General features: G+C 71.7%; 18 protein-coding genes. 9 read left to right on the top strand and 9 right to left on the bottom strand.

Going from position 1 to position 19,218, the window contains the following annotated elements:
- Positions 1-3: 3 nt before the first annotated feature.
- Positions 4-363 (bottom strand): NADH-quinone oxidoreductase subunit A, encoded by a 360-nt coding sequence (locus tag ACFY60_RS10895; protein ID WP_345278632.1) that lies wholly within the window; start codon positions 361-363, stop codon positions 4-6.
- A 660-nt stretch (positions 364-1,023) separates the two neighbouring features.
- On the opposite strand from ACFY60_RS10895, the gene ACFY60_RS10900 reads away from it, so the two are divergent.
- A complete protein-coding gene (locus ACFY60_RS10900) occupies positions 1,024-1,935 on the top strand; it encodes a C40 family peptidase (RefSeq protein WP_388610608.1) in 912 nt (303 codons plus the stop codon).
- A 76-nt stretch (positions 1,936-2,011) separates the two neighbouring features.
- On the opposite strand, the gene ACFY60_RS10905 is transcribed toward ACFY60_RS10900, so the two are convergent.
- The 5 genes from ACFY60_RS10905 to ACFY60_RS10925 form a co-directional block, all read right to left on the bottom strand.
- The gene (locus ACFY60_RS10905) at positions 2,012-3,298 is read right to left on the bottom strand and encodes a geranylgeranyl reductase family protein (protein WP_388610607.1); all 1,287 of its coding nucleotides are present in this window, start codon (positions 3,296-3,298) and stop codon (positions 2,012-2,014) included.
- A gap of 460 nt (positions 3,299-3,758) precedes the next feature.
- Positions 3,759-4,460: a demethylmenaquinone methyltransferase gene (locus ACFY60_RS10910; RefSeq protein WP_388610606.1), complete on the bottom strand. Its 702-nt coding sequence runs from the start codon at positions 4,458-4,460 to the stop codon at positions 3,759-3,761.
- A 56-nt stretch (positions 4,461-4,516) separates the two neighbouring features.
- Positions 4,517-5,116, bottom strand: a complete 600-nt coding sequence (locus ACFY60_RS10915; protein WP_388610604.1) for a hypothetical protein — start codon at positions 5,114-5,116, stop codon at positions 4,517-4,519.
- A gap of 7 nt (positions 5,117-5,123) precedes the next feature.
- Positions 5,124-6,338, bottom strand: a complete 1,215-nt coding sequence (gene mqnC, locus ACFY60_RS10920) for a cyclic dehypoxanthinyl futalosine synthase (protein WP_388610603.1) — start codon at positions 6,336-6,338, stop codon at positions 5,124-5,126.
- A 451-nt stretch (positions 6,339-6,789) separates the two neighbouring features.
- Positions 6,790-7,671: a menaquinone biosynthetic enzyme MqnA/MqnD family protein gene (locus ACFY60_RS10925; RefSeq protein WP_388610602.1), complete on the bottom strand. Its 882-nt coding sequence runs from the start codon at positions 7,669-7,671 to the stop codon at positions 6,790-6,792.
- Positions 7,672-7,952: 281 nt separating this feature from the next.
- Here ACFY60_RS10925 and ACFY60_RS10930 point away from each other — a divergent pair, with 281 nt between their 5' ends.
- Positions 7,953-8,156, top strand: a complete 204-nt coding sequence (locus ACFY60_RS10930; RefSeq protein ID WP_030208785.1) for a cold-shock protein — start codon at positions 7,953-7,955, stop codon at positions 8,154-8,156.
- A gap of 143 nt (positions 8,157-8,299) precedes the next feature.
- Here the strand turns inward: ACFY60_RS10930 and ACFY60_RS10935 are convergent, their stop codons facing one another.
- Entirely contained in the window at positions 8,300-9,145 is an 846-nt protein-coding gene (locus ACFY60_RS10935) for a M23 family metallopeptidase (RefSeq protein ID WP_388610601.1), read from the bottom strand.
- A 253-nt stretch (positions 9,146-9,398) separates the two neighbouring features.
- Between ACFY60_RS10935 and ACFY60_RS10940 the strand changes: the two genes are divergently transcribed.
- Together ACFY60_RS10940 and ACFY60_RS10945 are read left to right on the top strand one after the other, a co-directional pair.
- Positions 9,399-9,914, top strand: a complete 516-nt coding sequence (locus ACFY60_RS10940; RefSeq protein ID WP_388610599.1) for a DinB family protein — start codon at positions 9,399-9,401, stop codon at positions 9,912-9,914.
- Between the two features lie 123 nt (positions 9,915-10,037).
- Positions 10,038-12,260, top strand: a complete 2,223-nt coding sequence (locus ACFY60_RS10945; protein ID WP_388610597.1) for an FG-GAP repeat domain-containing protein — start codon at positions 10,038-10,040, stop codon at positions 12,258-12,260.
- Positions 12,261-12,278: 18 nt separating this feature from the next.
- Here the strand turns inward: ACFY60_RS10945 and ACFY60_RS10950 are convergent, their stop codons facing one another.
- Positions 12,279-12,740 carry an ATP-binding protein gene (locus tag ACFY60_RS10950; protein WP_388610595.1) on the bottom strand — a complete coding sequence of 154 codons (462 nt, stop codon included), beginning with the start codon at positions 12,738-12,740 and terminating at the stop codon, positions 12,279-12,281.
- 91 nt (positions 12,741-12,831) lie between these two features.
- Between ACFY60_RS10950 and ACFY60_RS10955 the strand changes: the two genes are divergently transcribed.
- From ACFY60_RS10955 to ACFY60_RS10975, 5 genes are all read left to right on the top strand, one after another.
- Positions 12,832-13,695, top strand: a complete 864-nt coding sequence (locus tag ACFY60_RS10955) for a helix-turn-helix domain-containing protein (protein ID WP_388610593.1) — start codon at positions 12,832-12,834, stop codon at positions 13,693-13,695.
- Positions 13,692-13,937, top strand: a complete 246-nt coding sequence (locus tag ACFY60_RS10960; RefSeq protein ID WP_388610592.1) for a DUF397 domain-containing protein — start codon at positions 13,692-13,694, stop codon at positions 13,935-13,937. Before ACFY60_RS10955 ends, ACFY60_RS10960 begins: the two co-directional genes overlap by 4 nt.
- The gene (locus ACFY60_RS10965) at positions 13,934-14,563 is read left to right on the top strand and encodes an HAD family hydrolase (protein ID WP_388610590.1); all 630 of its coding nucleotides are present in this window, start codon (positions 13,934-13,936) and stop codon (positions 14,561-14,563) included. The genes ACFY60_RS10960 and ACFY60_RS10965 overlap by 4 nt, the downstream gene beginning before the upstream one ends.
- 116 nt (positions 14,564-14,679) lie before the next feature.
- The gene (locus ACFY60_RS10970) at positions 14,680-16,692 is read left to right on the top strand and encodes a protein kinase (protein ID WP_388610588.1); all 2,013 of its coding nucleotides are present in this window, start codon (positions 14,680-14,682) and stop codon (positions 16,690-16,692) included.
- A 174-nt stretch (positions 16,693-16,866) separates the two neighbouring features.
- Positions 16,867-18,033, top strand: a complete 1,167-nt coding sequence (locus ACFY60_RS10975; protein ID WP_388610587.1) for a flavin-containing monooxygenase — start codon at positions 16,867-16,869, stop codon at positions 18,031-18,033.
- Between the two features lie 156 nt (positions 18,034-18,189).
- Here the strand turns inward: ACFY60_RS10975 and ACFY60_RS10980 are convergent, their stop codons facing one another.
- Positions 18,190-19,209: a hypothetical protein gene (locus ACFY60_RS10980; RefSeq protein WP_388610586.1), complete on the bottom strand. Its 1,020-nt coding sequence runs from the start codon at positions 19,207-19,209 to the stop codon at positions 18,190-18,192.
- Between the last annotated feature and the right edge of the window lie 9 nt (positions 19,210-19,218).

Raw genomic sequence — 19,218 nt, forward strand, 5'->3', positions numbered from 1 at the left:
CCCTCAGTCCCATTCCAGGCCGCCGCGCCGCCACACGTAGGCGTAGGCGACGAAGACGGTGAGCACGAAGAGCAGCATCTCCACGAGCCCGAAAAGCCCCAGGGCGTCGAAGCTGACGGCCCAGGGGTAGAGGAAGACGATCTCGATGTCGAAGACGATGAAGAGCATCGCCGTCAGGTAGTACTTGATCGGGAAGCGACCGCCCCCGGCGGGAGTGGGCGTCGGTTCGATGCCGCACTCGTACGCCTCAAGTTTTGCCCTGTTGTACCGCTTTGGCCCGATCAGCGTGGCCATGACCACGGAGAAGATCGCAAACCCCGCACCCAGGGCACCGAGCACGAGGACGGGCGCGTACGCATTCACGCTCCTCGCTCCTTCCAGTCGTCCTTGACCGTTGGACCGCACCGTCGGCTCTCGGAAGATCGCCCCCATGTGAGGCAGTTCACAAGCCCGACGCCCCGCATCTTATGCCTGCCCCTCTGTGATCTGCGACACGGGGTGCGCCAACGGATTTGTGATCTCCACCACCTGACGAAGGATCATGAAGTCGGATGAGCGGTGATCTTGTCGCGCGAAGCGCCCAGGTGATCACCAGTTGTGACATCCGGACCGGAAAGAGCAGCTCAGAAGGGGTGCCCCACTATCAAGAGATGGACTGTACAAGCAAATTGGCCATGGGCGCGTACAGGTGATATGCGGGCCGGCGGTCGCCCGGTCGGGGGTCCGCGCGTACGGAGGTGGACGTGTGCGCGCGTTCACGAGCCCGGGTGTGACCTGTGTCACGGTCAAGGGTGGCCGGAAACCGAAGGGCTTGGCCATCGGTGTGAAGAGGTGGTAAGCGCGGGGCAATTCGGGCGTTTCATTGAAAACCCGTGATCAACGACGGTGAGCACCCCTGTCCGGTTTGCCCGTTACGGCGTCAATAAAGGCGTGGGGCAGGCGGATTCGCCCCTTCCGCGCACAACTGTGGCGCAACCCACGTTTCTTGAAGGGAACCGTGTCGCCCTGATAGCGGTTGTACCCATGTCCCACACCGCTCACATACCCAGCCACCGGAAGCCCCGCCGCAGCGCCTCCAAGCTGGCGCTCCGCGCCGGAGTTGCCGGTGGCGTCCTCAGCACCATCGCGGTGGCCGGTGCTGCCGGACCGGCGAATGCCGAGCCGGTGACCGAGACCATCGAGATGCCCACGCTGGGCTCCCTCGGCACCGACCTGGCGAGCGCCGTCTCCGCCTCGGCCGAGGCGTCCCAGCAGGAGGCCCTCGACCAGCACCTGCTGGCCCAGGAGAACGCGGCCCTGCAGAAGGCCGCCCAGGAGGCCAAGAAGGCCAAGGCGGAGGCCGACCGCAAGGCCGCCGCCGAGCGCGCCGAGAAGGCCCGCGCCGAGGCCGAGGCGAAGGCCGAGCGCGAGCGCGCCGAGGCCGCCGAGCGTGCCGCCCGCGCCGAGGCCCGCGCCCAGCTCGCCACCACCTCCGCGAGCACCTCGGACGACAGCGGCTCCTCGGAGTCGTCGTCCCGGTCCGCCGGCTCCGACAGCGGCTCCTCCGCCTCGGAGGAGGAGACCACGCAGGCCCCCGTCTCCGGCTCCGCCGCCGCGATCGTCTCCTTCGCGCGCGCCCAGGTCGGCGACGCCTACGTCTCCGGCGGCACCGGCCCCAACTCGTGGGACTGCTCGGGTCTCGTCCAGGCCGCCTACCGCCAGGCCAACATCGACCTGCCCCGCATCTCGTACCAGCAGTCGAGCATGGGCACCTCGGTCTCCCTGAGCGACCTGCAGCCGGGCGACATCCTCTACTGGGGCAGCCGCAGCGGCTCGTACCACGTCGCCGTCTACGTCGGCGGCGGCATGTACGTCGGCGCGCAGAACTCCTCCACCGGCGTGGTCGAGCGCTCGCTCGACTGGGACCCGCCGTCGGGCGCCGTGCGGATCCTCTGATCCGTCTCCGGACACAGGCGAAGGGCCGTCACTCCTCGGGGGAGCGACGGCCCTTCGCCGTGCCGGAGCCGGCCGGTCACGCCTTCGGCGCCACCTTCGACAGGCCGTTGATGATGCGGTCCATGGCGTCGCCGCCCGTCGGGTCGGTGAGGTTCGCCAGCATCTTCAGGGTGAACTTCATCAGGACCGGGTGGGTCAGACCGCGCTGCGTGGCGATCTTCATGACCTTCGGGTTGCCGATGAGCTTCACGAACGCGCGGCCGAGCGTGTAGTAGCCGCCGTAGGTGTCCTTCAGGATGCGCGGGTAGTTCCGCAGCGCCAGTTCGCGCTGCTCCGGGGTGGTGCGGGCGTGCGCCTGGACGATGACGTCGGCGGCGATCTGCCCGGATTCCATCGCGTAGGCGATGCCCTCGCCGTTGAACGGGTTGACCAGACCGCCCGCGTCACCCACCAGCAGCAGGCCCTTGGTGTAGTGCGGCTGCCGGTTGAAGGCCATCGGCAGGGCCGCGCCGCGGATCGGCGTCGTCATGTTCTCCGGGGTGAAGCCCCAGTCCTCCGGCATCGAGGCGCACCAGGCCTTCAGGACCTCGCGCCAGTCCAGCTCGCGGAAGGCGGAGGAGGAGTCCAGGATGCCGAGGCCCACGTTGGAGGTGCCGTCGCCCATGCCGAAGATCCAGCCGTAGCCGGGCAGCAGCCGGTCCTGCGGGCCGCGCCGGTCCCACAGCTCCAGCCAGGACTCCAGGTAGTCGTCCTGGTGGCGGGGGGTCGTGAAGTACGTCCGCACGGCCACGCCCATCGGCCGGTCCTCGCGCCGGTGCAGACCCATGGCGAGGGAGAGCCGGGTGGAGTTGCCGTCGGCGGCGACGACCAGCGGGGCGTGGAAGGTGACCTCGCGCTTCTCCTCGCCGACCTTGGCCCGGACCCCGGTGATCCGGCCCGTGCGGTCGTCCACGATCGGCGCCTGCACGTTGCAGCGCTCGTACAGCCGGGCCCCGGCCTTCTCCGCCTGACGGGCCAGCATCTCGTCGAAGTCGTCCCGCTTGCGGACCAGTCCGTAGTCCGGGTACGAGGCGAGGTCCGGCCAGTCGAGCTGGAGCCGTACGCCTCCGCCGATGATCCGCAGGCCCTTGTTCCGCAGCCAGCCGGCCTCTTCGGAGATGTCGATGCCCATGGCGACGAGCTGCTTGGTGGCACGCGGGGTGAGGCCGTCGCCGCACACCTTCTCGCGGGGGAAGGCCGTCTTCTCCAGGAGCAGGACGTCGAGCCCGGCCTTCGCGAGGTAGTACGCGGTGGTGGAGCCGGCCGGGCCCGCCCCGACGACGATGACGTCTGCGCTGTGCTCGGAGAGGGGCTTCTCGGTCACGGCGGAGTCTCCCAGGGTTCGGCGATGAGGATGTTCGCAGTCTATGGGGACCCGTCCCGGCGGCACCGGAGGGTGCCGGTCGGTACCGGTCCCGCCGCCCCGGGGAACCACTCCGCCGACGCCCGGTGGTACGGGTCGAAACCCTCGGGGAGCCGGCCGCAGGGTGCGTACACGCTCACGGCGTACGTCCCCGTCGGCTCCCACCAGCCGACGTCCACCTTCTCGCCCGACCCGGGGTGTTCGAAGCGGAACCCCCGGTCGCCGCTGCTCTCCTGGACCCGCGTCCACCCGGCCGCCGTGAGCCTGCGGCGGGTGCGTTCCTGGGAGGGCCCGGCGGGGCAGGGGGGACGGGAGCAGCGGTCTCATGGGCCGATCCTCGGCCGCCGGAGCCCCGCGCCGCATGGGCGCGGGTACTCAGGGCCGTACGCGAAGCGGGGGCGCCACCGCGCCCGCCCAGGTCCTACGCCGAGGCGGGCTTGAAGCCCCGGTGCAGGGCGACGATGCCACCGGTGAGGTTCCGCCAGGCCACCTTCGACCAGCCGGCCTTCTGCAGAAGGGCGGCGAGGGCCGGCTGGTCCGGCCAGGACTGGATGGACTCGGCCAGGTACACGTAGGCGTCGGGGTTGGAGGAGACCGCGCGGGCCACCGGGGGCAGGGCGCGCATCAGGTACTCCTCGTACACCGTGCGGAAGGGCGTCCAGGTCGGGTGGGAGAACTCGCAGATGACGACCCGGCCGCCGGGCTTCGTCACCCGGTACAGCTCGCTCAGCGCCCGCTCGGTGTCCTGGATGTTGCGCAGGCCGAAGGAGATGGTCACGGCGTCGAAGACGTCGTCGCGGAACGGCAGTTTCATGCCGTCGCCCGCCGTGAACGGCATCCACGGGTGGCGCTCCTTGCCGACCCGGAGCATGCCGAGGGAGAAGTCGCAGGGCACGACGTACGCCCCCGCCCGCACGAAGGGCTGGGAGGAGGTGGCCGTGCCGGCGGCCAGGTCGAGGACCTTCTGCGCCGGGCGGGCGTCGACCGCCTTCGCGACCTCCTTGCGCCAGCGGCGGTCCTGGCCGAGCGAGAGCACGTCGTTGGTGAGGTCGTAGTTCGCCGCCACGTCGTCGAACATCGAGGCGACTTCGTGCGGCTGCTTGTCCAGGGATGCGCGGGTCACGCCTCCCATTGTGGCAGCCGCCCTCCCCCACCCCCGGGACCGCCCCCGCCACGTCCCTACCGGCGGCGGAAGACCAGGCGGCCGTCGATGACCGTGGCCACGCAGGTGGCGGCGCCCCGGCGTACGAGCTCCTGGGTGTCGGGCACGTCGAAGACGGCGAACCGCGCGACGCCACCGGCCACGAGCCGGGGCAGCAGGACGAGCGGCACCGGGGAGAGGGACGGAGGGCCCGGCAGGACCTCGGGGCGGCGGCCCACGGCGAGCCCCGCCCGGCGCACCGCGTCGAGCACGGCCCGGTCGCGCAGCTCGCCGGCCACGGCGACCGTCCCGTGCGCGAGGAGCCGCTGCACCCCGCGCCGCGCCGAGGCGCCCCGCCGTGCGGGGTCGGCGCGGAAGACGGCCCGCGCGCGCTCTCCGGTGAGCGGCTCGGTGCCGAGGGTCGCGGCCTCCCGGGGGTCCGGGTGGTAGGTCTGCTCCAGCAGCTCGGGCCCGTACGGATTGAGCAGGCCGGGGGTGAGAATGCCCGGCCACCGGCGCGTGCGCGCCTGGGGGCGGGCCGCGGCCAGTTCCTCGTACGGGCCGACGGCGGCGACGCGGGCGCCGTCGACCAGGACGGCGGCCCCGGGCGTCGCCTCGGCGACGTGGATGGTCAGCACCGGCGGATCAGCGGGCGTCGAGCAGCTTCAGCTCGGGGTGGGCCGTGCCGCCCTCGATCGCGGTGGAGGAGATGTGGGAGACGACGCGGTCGTCGACCGGGTCGTTCGCCGGGTCGTCGTGGACGACGAGGTGCTCGTACGTGGTGGCGCGCTGCGCCGGGACGCGGCCGGCCTTGCGGATGAGGTCGATGATCTCCAGGCGGTTGGAGCGGTGCTTGGCACCGGCGGAGGAGACCACGTTCTCCTCCAGCATGATCGAGCCGAGGTCGTCGGCGCCGTAGTGCAGGGACAGCTGGCCGACCTCCTTGCCGGTGGTCAGCCAGGAGCCCTGGATGTGGGCCACGTTGTCGAGGAAGAGACGGGCGATCGCGATCATCCGCAGGTACTCGAAGAGGGTGGCCTGCGTGCGGCCCTTCAGGTGGTTGTTCTCGGGCTGGTACGTGTACGGGATGAAGGCGCGGAAGCCGCCCGTCCGGTCCTGTACGTCGCGGATCATCCGCAGGTGCTCGATCCGCTCGGCGTTGGTCTCGCCGGTGCCCATGAGCATGGTGGAGGTGGACTCGACGCCCAGCTTGTGGGCGATCTCCATGATCTCCAGCCAGCGCTCGCCGCTCTCCTTGAGCGGGGCGATGGCCTTGCGCGGGCGCTCGGGCAGCAGCTCGGCGCCGGCACCGGCGAAGGAGTCCAGGCCGGCGGCGTGGATGCGGGTGATGGCCTCCTCGACGGAGACGCCGGAGATGCGGGCCATGTGCTCGACCTCGGAGGCGCCGAGGGAGTGGATGACCAGCTGCGGGAAGTCCTTCTTGATGGCCGCGAAGTGCTTCTCGTAGTACTCGACGCCGTAGTCCGGGTGGTGGCCGCCCTGGAACATGATCTGCGTGCCGCCGAGCTCGACGGTCTCCGCGCAGCGGCGCAGGATGTCGTCGAGGTCGCGGGTCCAGCCCTTGGCCGTGTCCTTCGGCGGGGCGTAGAAGGCGCAGAACTTGCAGGCCGTCACGCAGACGTTGGTGTAGTTGATGTTCCGCTCGATGATGTACGTCGCGATGTGCTCGGTCCCCGCGTAGCGGCGTCGGCGCGCGGCGTCGGCGGCGGCACCGAGGGCGTGCAGCGGCGCCGAGCGGTACAGGGCGAGCGCCTCCTCGGGGGTGATCCGGCCACCGGCGGCGGCGCGGTCGAGAACGGCTGCGACATCAAGAGACGTGAGTTCGGCCTTCTCGGTCACCGGATGTGTCCCTTTCGGAGGCGTATCGACGGACCCGGCCAGCCTACGCCAGCGGTCCGCACGCCCACGGGCGGGTGGCGGGGGCGGGGCGGAGCACGCGGGGCGCCCGGTGCCGGGTGCCGGCGCACGCGCAGACGAATTGCCGGTGAACGGACAATTGACGGGGCGGGGCGGCGGAACCCTCGGTGGGGTGATTCCCGGATCGTCCCCGGCCCGTTCCCGGATCTTCCCCGGGCCGCCCCGGGTGGGACTTCCCGGAGGGCGGCCGGTGACATCGGGGGAACATCCGGGGAGGCCCTCCGGGACCATCGGGGGAAGACCTGGGGGATTCTCCCGGCCGTCCCCCGGGAATCGGGTGGAAGAATCGATTCCGCTCCCCCTCCGGCGGCGCCGGTTCTCCGCGCGCCGGGGAAATGCGCCGCATTTCGTCCCGGCGTATTTCCGGACGGGTTCAGACCGCCCGGCGGCCCGCCGGGGCCAGCAGGTCGATCGTCACGTCGGCCGGGAATCCGGTCGTGGGACCCGTCCGGCGGGCGAACTCCCGTACGCCCGCGAGCTGCTCGGCGCCGAAGCGGAAGTCGAGCGTGCGGAAGTAGCGCTCCAGGAGCCCCGCGTCGAACGCCTCCCAGCGCGCGGCCTGTTCGGCCACCTTGGTGACCTCTTCGAGGGAGAGGTCCCGGGAGGCCAGGAAGGCCTGGTGCACCTCGTGGACGGTCTCCGGCTCGCGCGCCAGGTAGTCCTTGCGCGCCGCCCAGACGGCGAAGACGAAGGGCAGCCCCGTCCACTCCTTCCACATCAGGCCCAGGTCGTGCACCTGGAGGCCGAGCCGGGGCGCCTCGTGGAGGGAGGCCCGCAGCGCCGCGTCGCCGATGAGGACGGCGGCCTCGGCCTCCTGCATCATCAGGCCGAGGTCCGGCGGGCAGGTGTAGTAGTCGGGCCGGACCCCGTACCGCTCGGCGAGCAGCAGTTGCGCCAGGCGCACGGAGGTGCGGGAGGTGGAACCGAGGGCCACGCGGGCGCCGTCCAGCTCGTCCAGGGGGCGCTGGGAGACGATCACGCAGGACATGACGGGCCCGTCGCAGCCGACGGCGATGTCCGGCAGCGCGACCAGGTCGCCGGCGTTGCGGAGGTACTCGACGAGGGTGATCGGACCGATGTCGAGGTCGCCCGCGACGAGCCGCTCGCTGAGCTTCTCCGGGGTGTCCTTGGTGAGCTCGAGGTCGAGGAGCGTTCCGGTTCTGGCGAGCCCCCAGTAGAGGGGAAGGCAGTTCAGGAACTGGATGTGTCCGACGCGGGGCCGGCTGCGCTGGTGGTCGTCGGTTGCATTGTCCACATCGCGAGGCTAGACCCGTCTCGCACGGTGGACACCTTCGGGGCGGCACCGGCCGGCGGGGCCCGGCACACGTCAGCATCGGAGAGCGGTTCAAACATGCGAGTGACGTGATCTTTACCTCTACCGCCGCAAGCGGGTCGCGTGCTAGGCTCGACGCAAGTTGCAGTTTGGTTTCCCTTGCAGTACAGAGCCTGCGGAGCATGTAACCCGCAGGCTTTTGTAGTTTTCAGACTTGTTTGCAGGTTCTGGAGCAGGGCAACCCTTTGGCCCAAGGAGGGCTTATGGCTACCGGAACCGTCAAGTGGTTCAACGCTGAAAAGGGCTTCGGCTTCATCGCCCAGGACGGCGGCGGCCCGGATGTCTTCGTCCACTACTCCGCGATCAACGCGAACGGCTTCCGTTCGCTCGAGGAGAACCAGCTCGTGACCTTCGACGTCACGCAGGGCCCGAAGGGCCCGCAGGCGGAGAACGTCACCCCGGCCTAAGGTGCCCGGGTCGGCGACAGCGCACGACTAGAGCAGTACCCAAGGAGCCCCGCTCCGTGTCTCGCGGCACGAGCGGGGCTCCTGCCCTTTTCCGGGCCGGCGGTGCGCCGGAGGGCCGCCCCCCGGCACACCGCCCCGGCCGGTCAGCAGTTCGGGATCACGGTCCCGTTGTTGTCGCGGGCCTCGTCGTTGCCCCAGCGGGACAGGTAGTACGCCGAGACGTACGCCCCGTAGCCGTTCTTCCCCGCGTACACGGTGTCCAGGTCGGTCTTCAGCCACCAGTGGTTGTAGTTGCCGGAGGCGTCCCGGATCTCCTGGCCCCACACCTTGCAGTAGACGTAGTTCGTCCCCGCGTACAGCACGCCCTGCGCGTCGTTCGTGTTCGCCTGCGCGTACCCGGTGGCATTGGCGAAGGTGTCCACCCAGAACTTGCCGCCCCCGCCGGAGCAGCCGTTGTCACTGGTCAGGTGCTTCGAGCCGTACGAGCCGGGATAGGGCGCGAGGGAGACGCCGTTGATCACGATGGTCTGGCCGACCCCGTTGTAGAGCTGCTCGTAGTGGATGTGGGCGCCGGAGCTGTTGCCCGTGGAGCCGGTGGTGCCGATCTGCTGGCCCTGGGAGACGGCGGCGCCGTGCGCGACCGAGTAGGCGTTGAGGTGGAAGTAGTACGTCTTCCAGCCGCCGCCGTGGTCGACCACGATGTAGTTCCCGGCGCCGGAGGGCTGCGAGTACCGGTAGGCGGTGCCGGAGGCCGAGGCGAGGACCGGCGTGCCGGCCGTCGTACCGCCGTCGGAGCGGACGAAGTCGAGGGCCTGTCGGACCTCCGCCGAGTGATGGCTGTAGGTCCACTTCTGGCCGCAGGGGAACGGCGCCTTGAAGAGGGGCGCCGCGTGCGCGGGACTGCTCAGGGTGAGGGCGGTGAGGAGGCCCGCGACCAGCGCGAGCAGACTGCCGAAGAGGGAGATCCGTACCGTACGCAGGGAACGCATGCGTCCTCCGGGGGAGACGGTGCAGGGTGTCGACGCGCGGGGAACGAGACCGGACGACCACAGGGTGCCGGAAGAGCGCGACGCGCAGTAGACCGCGTGCCCCACATACGTGACGGCCGGATGACGTACTCCGGACACATGGCCCGGGCACCGGTTCGGGCGAGAGGCCCGCGGGTCCGACCTGCCGCCGCCCGCCACGGGTGCGACGGTGGAACCCCCGGGCCGCCCGGGCGGATCGCCGAGAGGAGCTCCCATGAACACCGCCGGTCTGCTGCTGGACTCGTTCGGACGGGTCCGGGAGGCCGTCCACGAGGCCGTGGAAGGTCTCACGGACGAGGAACTCGCCGTACGGATCGACCCCGGGGCGAACTCGATCGCCTGGCTCGTCTGGCACCTCACCCGCATCCAGGACGACCACCTCGCGGGGGCCTTCGGCACCGGGCAGCTGTGGGACACGGACGGCTGGCGCGACCGGTTCGGGCTGCCCTTCCCGGAGGGGGAGACCGGGTACGGCCACACCAGCGCCCAGGTCACGAAGGTGCGCGCCCCCGCCGGTCTGCTGCTCGGCTACCACGACGCCGTGCACGCCCGTACGGAGGAACTGCTGCGCCCGGTGACGAACGCCGACCTGGACCGCGTCGTCGACACCGCCTGGGACCCGCCGGTCACCCTCGGCGTGCGCCTGGTCTCGGTGATCGCGGAGGACCTTCAGCACGCGGGGCAGGCGGGGTACGTGCGGGGCGTGGTGGAGCGGGGCGGCACGGCCTGAATCGCGCGGCCCGCCACGGCAGTTCCGCCACCGGAGCCGGTTCCGGTACAACCCCCCGCCCCCGCCGGGAGTCGAACAGGTGTGGCCACAGCCACGCCTGTTTCCTATGGGGGGATTCACACCGTGCAGCACCTTTCTTCCGCCCGTCGGCTCACCGCCGCCGTCACCGCCGTCCTGGCCGTCACGACGGGCGCCCTGGCCGGGAGCCCCGGCGCGGTGGCCGCCCCGCAGGCCCCGGCCGCCCTCGCCGCCACACCCGCCGCCACCGCCGACGCGCCGCTCGCCGCCGTCCCGGCCTCCGCGTACCTCGTCAGCGCGGGCCCCAGCGGCTTCCTCACCCGCACCCTCACCGTGAACGGCACCGAGCACCGCTGGACCTCGTACGCCGACGGCGCGACGCAGCTCCTGCCCGCACGCGGCGTCGAGTACTTCGGCAGCGAGACGGCCGATCTCGTCGTCCGCCGCAACGAGACCCAGTCCACCTACTGGTTCCAGAACATGGCCGGGGACACCGGGGGCGTCACGACGGGCCTCTCCTACGGCGACCCGCGCCACCGCCCCTACGGCATCGTCGGCCGCAAGCTCGTCATGGGCTATGTCAACGACCAGGACGTCCTGGACGTCGTCGTGCTCATGCAGCACCCGAACGCCTCGTCCTCCACTTCCGTGCGGGTGACCGAGATCCCCGGCAACGCGCGCGTGACCCGGGTGACCGGCACCTCCGTCCCGGACCTGGCGCTCGTCACGTACCGGATCGACTCCCAGTACCACCTGGCCGCCCTGAACCTCACCACCGGCAAGTTCGTCGAGCGGCGTACGGCGACGCCCGGACAGACCGTCCCGTCCGCCTCCCTCACCTCCGGCCACTGGGCGTGGACCGAGCGGTCCGCCGACGGCACCCTCCAGCTCGCCACCTCCCCGCGCGGGCCGGAGCAGCCCGTCGTCACCACCCCGCTGGGCCAGGGCAACGACACCCAGAGCACCCACCTCGCCGGCGGCTGGACCCTCACCTCCCAGACCGGCGGCGGCACCGCCCTCACCCCCTCGCCGCTCCACGCGCTCACCGCCCGCCACGTCACGTCCGGCGAGACGGTCAGGCTCCTGGACCACGTCGACAGCACCGCCCTCCACCCCGACGGCTCCCTCGTGGTCCGGGGCGGCGCCACCGACCGGGGCGAGGGCTTCTACCGGATCGCCACCGGCGAGGACGGCCGGCCCACCGCCACCCTGATCACCGGCCTCGGCGTGCCGACCGCCGTCGGGCTCGCCGCCCACACCGTCCCGCCCGTCGTCGACCTCGACAAGAGCGGCACCGTCCCGCTGAGCTGGACCCTCACCCGGTCCAACGCGGCCACGACCATCACCCTGCGCCACGTCCGCACCGGCAGGACCACGCAGACCTCCGGCGAGCGCATGGACCACTTCCGGCTGGACTGGCAGGGCACCCTCGGCGCCGACATCGCCCCCAACGGCGACTACGTCTGGGAGGTCGTCGCCAAGCCCCTCAACGGCATCGGCCCGGACCTGCGGAAGACCGGAACCTTCAAGGTCGTCCGCAAGGCCGCCCTCCACGACTACGACGACAACGGCACCCCCGACCTGCTGGCCCTCGACGCCTCCGGCCGCCTGTGGAAGGACGAGGTCCGCACCGACTGGAGCAACACCTACTGGTCGACCGGCCGCAAGCTCGCCGGCACCGGCTGGGGCATCTACAACCGCATCGAGAACGTCGGCAACATCGCCGGCGCCTCCGCCGCCGACCTCGTCGCCCGTGACGCCTCCGGCGTCCTCTGGCTCTACCTGGGCAAGGGCGACGGCACCTTCGCCTCCCGCGTCCGCCTCGGCGCCGGCTGGAACGCGTACGACAAGCTCACCGGCGGCAGCGACCTGAACTCCGACGGCAAGGCCGACATGCTCGCCACCGACACCACCGGCGGCCTGTGGCTCTACAAGGGCACCGGAAGCTGGTCCGCCCCCTTCGCCCCGCGCGTCCGCATCGGCACCGGCTTCGGCATCTACAACCAGCTCACCGCCACCGGTGACCTCGGCGGCACCGTCTCCGGCGACCTCCTCGCCCGCGACACCTCCGGCGTCCTCTGGTTCTACCCGGGCAACGGCAGCGGCGGCTTCGCGCCCCGCGTCCGCCTCGGCGCCGGCTGGGGCGCGTTCACCCACCTCGTCGGCCTGGGCGACGCCAACCGCGACGGCCGCAACGACCTCTACGCGTACGGCCCCGGCGGCTCGTACGTCTACCCCGGCACCGGCAACGCCACGGCCCCCTTCGGCCCGCGCGTGACCAGCTCCATCCACCCGGCGACGACGACCCCGTTCAACCCGGTCGTCTGACGCTCCCGCCCGGCGGGTCTACCCGCCCTCGGGCGACGGCCGCACGGCCCGGTTCCGGCCGGTCAGCGGCACGGTCGCCCAGACCGTCTTGCCGATACACCGGTCCTTCACGCCCCACGCGCTCGCGAGGGCGGTCACGAGCAGCAGCCCGTAGCCGCCCTCGCCGGGCTCCGGGTCCGTGCGCGGTGACGGCAGGCACTCGCCCCGGGCATCCGACAGCTCCACCCGGACCTGGTCCTCCTCCCACTCCATCCGCACCTCGAAATCCCGGCCGCGCACCCGCCCGTGGAGGGCGGCGTTCGCGGCCAGCTCGGCGACGACCAGCTCGACCGCCTCGGCGGCCGGGCCGGTCACGCCCCAGTCGTGGAGCTGCTGCACGGCGAGCAGACGGGCCAGCCGCGCACCCCGGCGCGTGGCCGACAGACGGAGCGCGAACACCGGGGTGAACTCACTGGTTGGAGTGGTGGTTTCCGACTTCATGACCCCGAGCGTGGCGCCCCCGCCGTACGCTGACCAGCAGCGACGCGACGACGCTGGGTAACTGTACGGGTACGCCAAGAAGGCGGTACGGATGTCGGGCAACGAGGAGGAGCGGCCGGAACGGCCCTCCGAAGTGGACGGTACGGCGCACCTGTTCAACGCGCTGGGCAAGATCATCAAGGTGCTCCGCAAGAACGCGGGCCTGAGCCAGGCGGAACTGGCCGCGATCACGCACTGCAGCGAGGACCTGGTGTCCTCCGTCGAACGGGGCGTACGGACGCCCCAACCTGACTTCCTCATCCGCGCGGACCCCGCGCTGGAGGCGGACGGGGTGCTGGTGGCGGCGGTGGACGACGTACGCGCGGCACTGGCGCGGGCGCGGGTGAGGCACCCGGACTGGTTCCGGGACTTCGCGAAGGAGGAGGCGGAGGCGGTCGCACTCCACTACTACGCTCCACAGGCGGTGCCGGGCATCCTCCAGACGCCCGCGTACGCCGAGGCCGTTTTCCGCAACCGGCGTCCACTGTACGACGAGGCGACCATCGAGAAGCGGTTGGCAGACCGGCTGGCCCGCCAGGTGATCTTCGAGAAGTGGCCCGCGCCGACGATGAGCTTCGTGATCGAGGAGAGTGTGCTGCGACGCCCCCTGGGTGGTCGGGGAGCATTCCGGGAGCAGCTGCAGCGCCTCCTGGAGGTCGGGAGGCTGCGGAACGTACACCTCCAGGTCTTACCTGCTGATCTCGAAGAACACCCGGCGCTGGAGGGCGCCTTCACCCTTCTCACTCCGAAAGGGCAACGTGAGGTCGCCTACATCGAGAGCTACCGCCACGCACGGCTGATCACCGACCCGGAAGAGGTGCGCATGTACACCGAGCGCTATGGGATCATCCGCGCACAGGCACTCACGCCCCACGAGTCCCTGGAGTTGATCGAGAAAATGCTGGGAGAGCTATGAGCACCAAGGATCTGGCCTGGTTCAAGAGCAGCTACAGCGATGCCTCGGGCGGCAACTGCATCGAGGTCGCCTACGACTGGCGCAAGTCGAGCTACAGCGGCGGTGAGGGCGGCGAGTGCGTCGAGGTCGCCGTGCACCCCGCGCTCGTGCACGTGCGGGACTCGAAGAACCCCGAGGGCCCGCAGTTCGCCGTTTCGCCCGCGTCCTGGGCCGCGTTCGTGGGCGGAGCGTCCCGGGGATGACCTCGGCGAACTTCGTCCTCTTCGACGTGGACGGCACCCTCATGGACGCCGTCGCCAACCAGCGGCGCGTCTGGCACGCGTGGGCCGCACGGTACGGGCTCGACGGGGACGAGGTGTACGCCGTCGCGCTGCGGACGCGGCCGGTGGAGACCTTCGCGGCCATGGCGCCGGGGCGGGACCCGGCGGAGTGCCTGGCCCTGCTGCACGCCCTGGAGGACGAGGACGTGCGGACGGGGTCGTACGGGGCGTTCGACGGCGCCGCCGACCTGCTGGGGGCGCTGCCGGCGGACCGCTGGGCGCTGGTGACGTCGAACTACGAGCACCGGGTGCGCGGGCGGTTCGAGCGGACGGGGCTTCCGCTGCCGGGGCTGATCATCGACGCGGCCTCGGTGGTGGAGGGCAAGCCGTCACCGGTCCCGTACCTGACCGCCGCCGCCAAGCTCGGCGCGGATCCGGCGGAGTGTCTGGTGATCGAGGACGCGCCCTCGGGGGTGCGCTCGGGGCTCGATGCCGGGATGAGGGTGTGGACGGTCAACACCCCGGCCCCGCACCCGGAGGCCCACCGCCACTTCCCGTCCCTGGCGGAGGCGGCCCCGCACATCCTGGCGCTGGCCGGGCGGGCGTAGGCCCCGGGGCGGAACGGCTTCACGGGCTTCTGGTGCGGCCGCCCCCAGCACTCCCACCCCGGACCGCACAATTCCCGGCTCCCCCAGGCCCGTTGGGCTCGGCTACGCTGTCCGCCATGCAGGGGGAATTGGAAAACAGCTCTAGTTTGAACGGCAGCGGTGCTCTGCCGCTGGAACCCGGGGATCCCCGGCGCATCGGCGCGTTCAGACTGCTCGGCGTGCTCGGGTCCGGCGGTATGGGCCGGGTCTATCTCGGGGCCGTACCCGGGAAGTTCGCGGCGGTGAAGCGCGTCCTGCCCGTCCTCGCCGAGGACACCGAGTTCCTCAGCCACTTCGGGCACGAGCTGGACAATCTCGCCCGGCTGCCCGCCGGGGCGAGTGCCAAGCTCCTCGCGAGCGACCGCACCGCCAAGCCGCCGTGGTTCGCGACCGAGTACATCCCGGGAATCACCCTCAACGAGGCCGTGCGCCTCCACGGCGGCCCGCTGCCGCCCGAGGCCCTGTGGCTCCTCCTGCGCGAGGCCGCCGCCGGGTTGCGGTCCGTGCACGCGGCCGAGATGGTGCACCGGGACCTCAAGCCGTCCAACGTGATGCTGACCGGCGGTGGGCTCTCGCTCATCGACTTCGGCGTGGCCCGGGCCGCCGACCAGTCCCGGCTCACCCGGACCGGCATGGCCATCGGGACTCCCGCCTACATGGCCCCCGAACAGGCCGTCGCCGACCCCCGTCTCACCGGCGCCGCCGATGTCTTCGCGCTCGGCAGCCTCGTCCTGTACGCGGCCGTCGGGCGGCCCCCGTTCGGTGACGGTTCCGGTCCCGGCCTGCTGTACCGGATCGTGCACGGTGAACCAGAGGTGGGGAAGCTCGCCGAGACCGCCCCCGCGCTCCTGGAGGTCGTACGGTCCTGTCTCGCCAAGGATCCGGCGGACCGGCCGACCGCCGCCGAGCTCGTCGGGCGGGCCGAGGAGGGCGCCGCCGGTGCCGCCTGGCCGCCGGCCGTGGCGGAGCGAATAGCGGAACGCACCGCCTTCGCCGCCGGGGCGCCCACCGCCGCGCACCTGGCCGAACTGGAGGCCGCCGAGCCGTCCGAGGACATCGCGACCGCCTCCCTCACTCCCCGCAGCCGTCAGGAGCCCGTGACCGGTCCGTCCGGTCCGGAGCGGCGGAAGGAGCGCCGGAACCGGTTCGTGATGCTCGCCGTGCCCGTCGTCGTGGCGACCGGGACCACCCTGACCGTGGCCCTCGGTCCGTACGAGATCGGCCGCAGCAGCGCCGGTCCCCGGCCTTCCGCCTCCTCCTCGGCCGTGGTCACCGCCCCGGCTCCCGGCGGCCCCGCGCCGGTCACCCCGTCCTCCCCGTCCTCCTCCGCCACGATCTCCTCCTCCCCCACCCCGGCGTCGAAGCCACCGGGTACCGGTACGGCCGTTCCCCCGCCTCCGCCCGCCCACGGGGGTGCGGGCGGCGGCGCGGGGGGCGGCACCGGAGGACCGGCCACCGGCGGTGCGACCACCGGAGGCGCGACCACGGGGACCGGCACCGCGCCCGGCACCGGCCCGGGTCCGGGCCCGGGGTCCGGCGGCGGTTCCGGGTCCTCGGGGTCGTCGGGGTCGTCGGGGTCCTCAGGGTCGTCCGGTTCCTCGGGTGGCACCACCACCCGGCCCGCCACCCGCCCACCGCAGACGACCCGGCCCGCTCCCCCGCCGCCCGCGCCGTCCACCGGGTCGGCGCCTTCGGGGACGTACTCCCTGGAGAGCGGCACCAGCGGCGACTGCCTGGCCGAGTACGACGCGGGCTTCAGCCACCTCGTCACCACGGTGGCCTGCGGTTCCCGGGGCACCAACGCGACCTACTGGTTCGCCTGGACCTACCGGCCCGCGTCCGACGGCAGCTTCCGGCTGGTCAACGCCACCACCGGCCGCTGCCTCCAGCCGGCCGGGAACACCTCGGTGACCACCTCGGCGTGCAACGGGTCCGCCGTCCAGTCCTGGAAGGTGCTGAGCTCCTCGTCCGCCGGCCGGACGTTGCGCAACGCGAGCGACGGCTACTGCCTGACCGGGGGAAGCTTCGCCATGACGTACCCCTGCGGCGCCGGCGGCAGCCAGCTCTGGCGGAACATCGCGGCCCGCTGACGGGCCCCGAAGACGGGGACGGTCCCCCACCCCCGTCCCCTCGCCGGAAGGCGCCCCCGACCGGCCCGGTCCGGGGGCCGCCTTCCGGCACCCCGGCCCCGCGTGACCGATTCGCAACCGAAATCCCTCGCGACCGAGACCTACAGCGTGTACACGTCATTACGCTCAGCGTTCATGGTCACCACCCCCCAAGCACCTTCTCCGCAGGTCGTCCACCCGGTGTACGTCATCGGCGGCGGCCCCGGCGGGCTCGCGGTCGCCGCCACCCTGCGCGCCCGGGGCGTCCGCGCCGTCGTCCTGGAGAAGTCCGACGGCCTCGGCGCCTCCTGGCGCGGCCACTACGACCGGCTGCGGCTGCACACCACCCGCCGGCTCTCCTCGCTGCCGGGCCTGCGGATGCCCCGTTCCTTCGGCCGCTGGGTCGCCCGCGCCGACGTGGTCCGCTACCTGGAGACGTACGCCGAGAAGCACGAACTGGAGGTCGTGACGGGCGTCGAGGTCTTCCGCGTCGAGCGCGCGGACGACGGGTGGGTCCTGCACGCCACCGGGGGCCGCCGGCTGACCGGCCGGGCCGTCGTCGTCGCCACCGGTTACAACCACACCCCGCGCCTGCCGGACTGGCCGGGCCGCGACACGTACGCGGGCGAACTGATCCACGCGCGCGCCTACCGCAATCCCGGGCCGTACGCGGGGAAGGACGTCCTGGTCGTCGGCGCAGGAAACACCGGCGCCGAGATCGCGGCGGACCTCGCGGACGGCGGCGCGGCGAGGGTACGGCTCGCGGTGCGGACGGTCCCGCACATCGTCCGCCGTTCGATCCTGGGCTGGCCCGCCCAGCGTTCCGGCATCCTGGCCCGCCGGCTGCCCGCCGCCCTGGTCGACCCGGGGGCCGCGCTGCTCGGCCGGATCTTCATGCCCGACCTCGGCCCCCACGGCCTCCCCCGGCCCGACACGGGCCTGCTGGCCCGCGCCCGCGAGGGCGCGGTGCCCGTGCAGGACGTGGGCCTGATCGACGCCGTCCGCTCCGGCCGGGTGGAGGTCGTCGCCGCCGTCGAGGCCCTGGACGGACCGGCGGTCCTCCTCGCCGACGGCACCCGGATCACCCCGGACGCCGTCATCGCCGCGACCGGCTACCGCCGCGCCCTGGAGCCGCTCGTGGGGCACCTGGGCGTCCTCGACGACCACGGCCGCCCCCTGGTACGCGGCGCCCGCTGCCCCCGCGAGGCCCCCGGCCTGTACTTCACCGGCTTCACCAACCCGATCAGCGGCATGCTCCGCGAACTCTCCCGCGACGCCGAGAAGATAGCCCGCCGCATCGCCCGGACCCGGCCGGCCCGCTGAGCGGCCTGGGTCCGCGTGGGGGCTGGGGACGCGGTGCGGATACCCGCCGACACGACCGTGCGCCATGTGAGAACGCAGGGAGGTCGAGTCACCTCCCTGCGATCGCCGCGTCCGTCGTAGCGTCGTTCGATGCCGTCCGGACGAGCGGCTGTCCCCCTATGGCAGCGGCCCGAAGCCGAGGTTCCTGCCCCACGAGGCCACGATGAAGGTCGCCACCACCGTGGTCACGGCAATGCCGAGAGCGGGGGACGAGAGGAGCAGAGCGCAGGAAATAAGCCCCAGGGCCAGAGTGAAAATGGCCAGGACGGCCGTTTGACGCCGGCGTGTGGTCCGGTCGCGATGAACATCGAGCAAAGTCTCCTCCTCGCCTGCGGGGGCGAGGTCGTTGAGACGCGAATGGGCCAGCGCTTCGAGCATCCGCTCGACCTCGCGAAGCACCTGCTCGCGACTGCTCTCACCCTCCAACTCCAGGCCGTCGCGGAGAACGCGGACGTGGGACGCAGCGGCAGAACAGTGCCGGACGACGAGCGGCATGGGGTTGCGCCGATCTGGGAGGGCGCGGCTCACCGCATACTCCTCCAAGGCACGGGCGAAGCCGCTCAAGGCTTCCACTGACGGGATGTGGGGCGCTTGGTATGGACGGTCCGCCCGGGGTTCCGGTCCTGCCGCTTCGAACGGAACAAGTAGGGCTTCGTAAGCCCGCCGCACCGTAGTGGTGACGCACTCTGTTGTCCACCGCTGCATGCCTGCCCGTAGAGCTGCTGCGCTGAACCCCATGGTCAGAGCAGCTGGCAAGACAAACATGAAGCAGGCGAACAACTTATGCCACCACTCCCCATCCACACCGACTGCCGCGAGGGCTCCACCGGCATTGAAGGAAAGCAGGAGCGTGGTGCACGTCTTTGTCTTCACCGCCCACGAAGAGGCTCGAAACAGGACATCTTCGCGCTGCAGATAATCCATGACCGGTTGGGGTGGCTTCTCCCGATGTACCGCTTCGATCCTTGCTTCGAGAGCGGCTCGGCTTTTCCATGCCCGCCGTTTCGCCCAAGGCCACAGTAGGCGTTCCAGCCACGTGCGTTGAAGGCGGCGTTGGGCTGACACGGTCGTCACGAGCAGCGCGAACGCCACCATCCAGGTGCTGAGCGCCAGCGCACCGAATTCACCACGATGCATCCTTTTTAT

Origin of the sequence: Streptomyces sp. NPDC012827, from assembly GCF_042900905.1 — a bacterium.
GTDB classification, from domain to species: domain Bacteria; phylum Actinomycetota; class Actinomycetes; order Streptomycetales; family Streptomycetaceae; genus Streptomyces; species Streptomyces gulbargensis.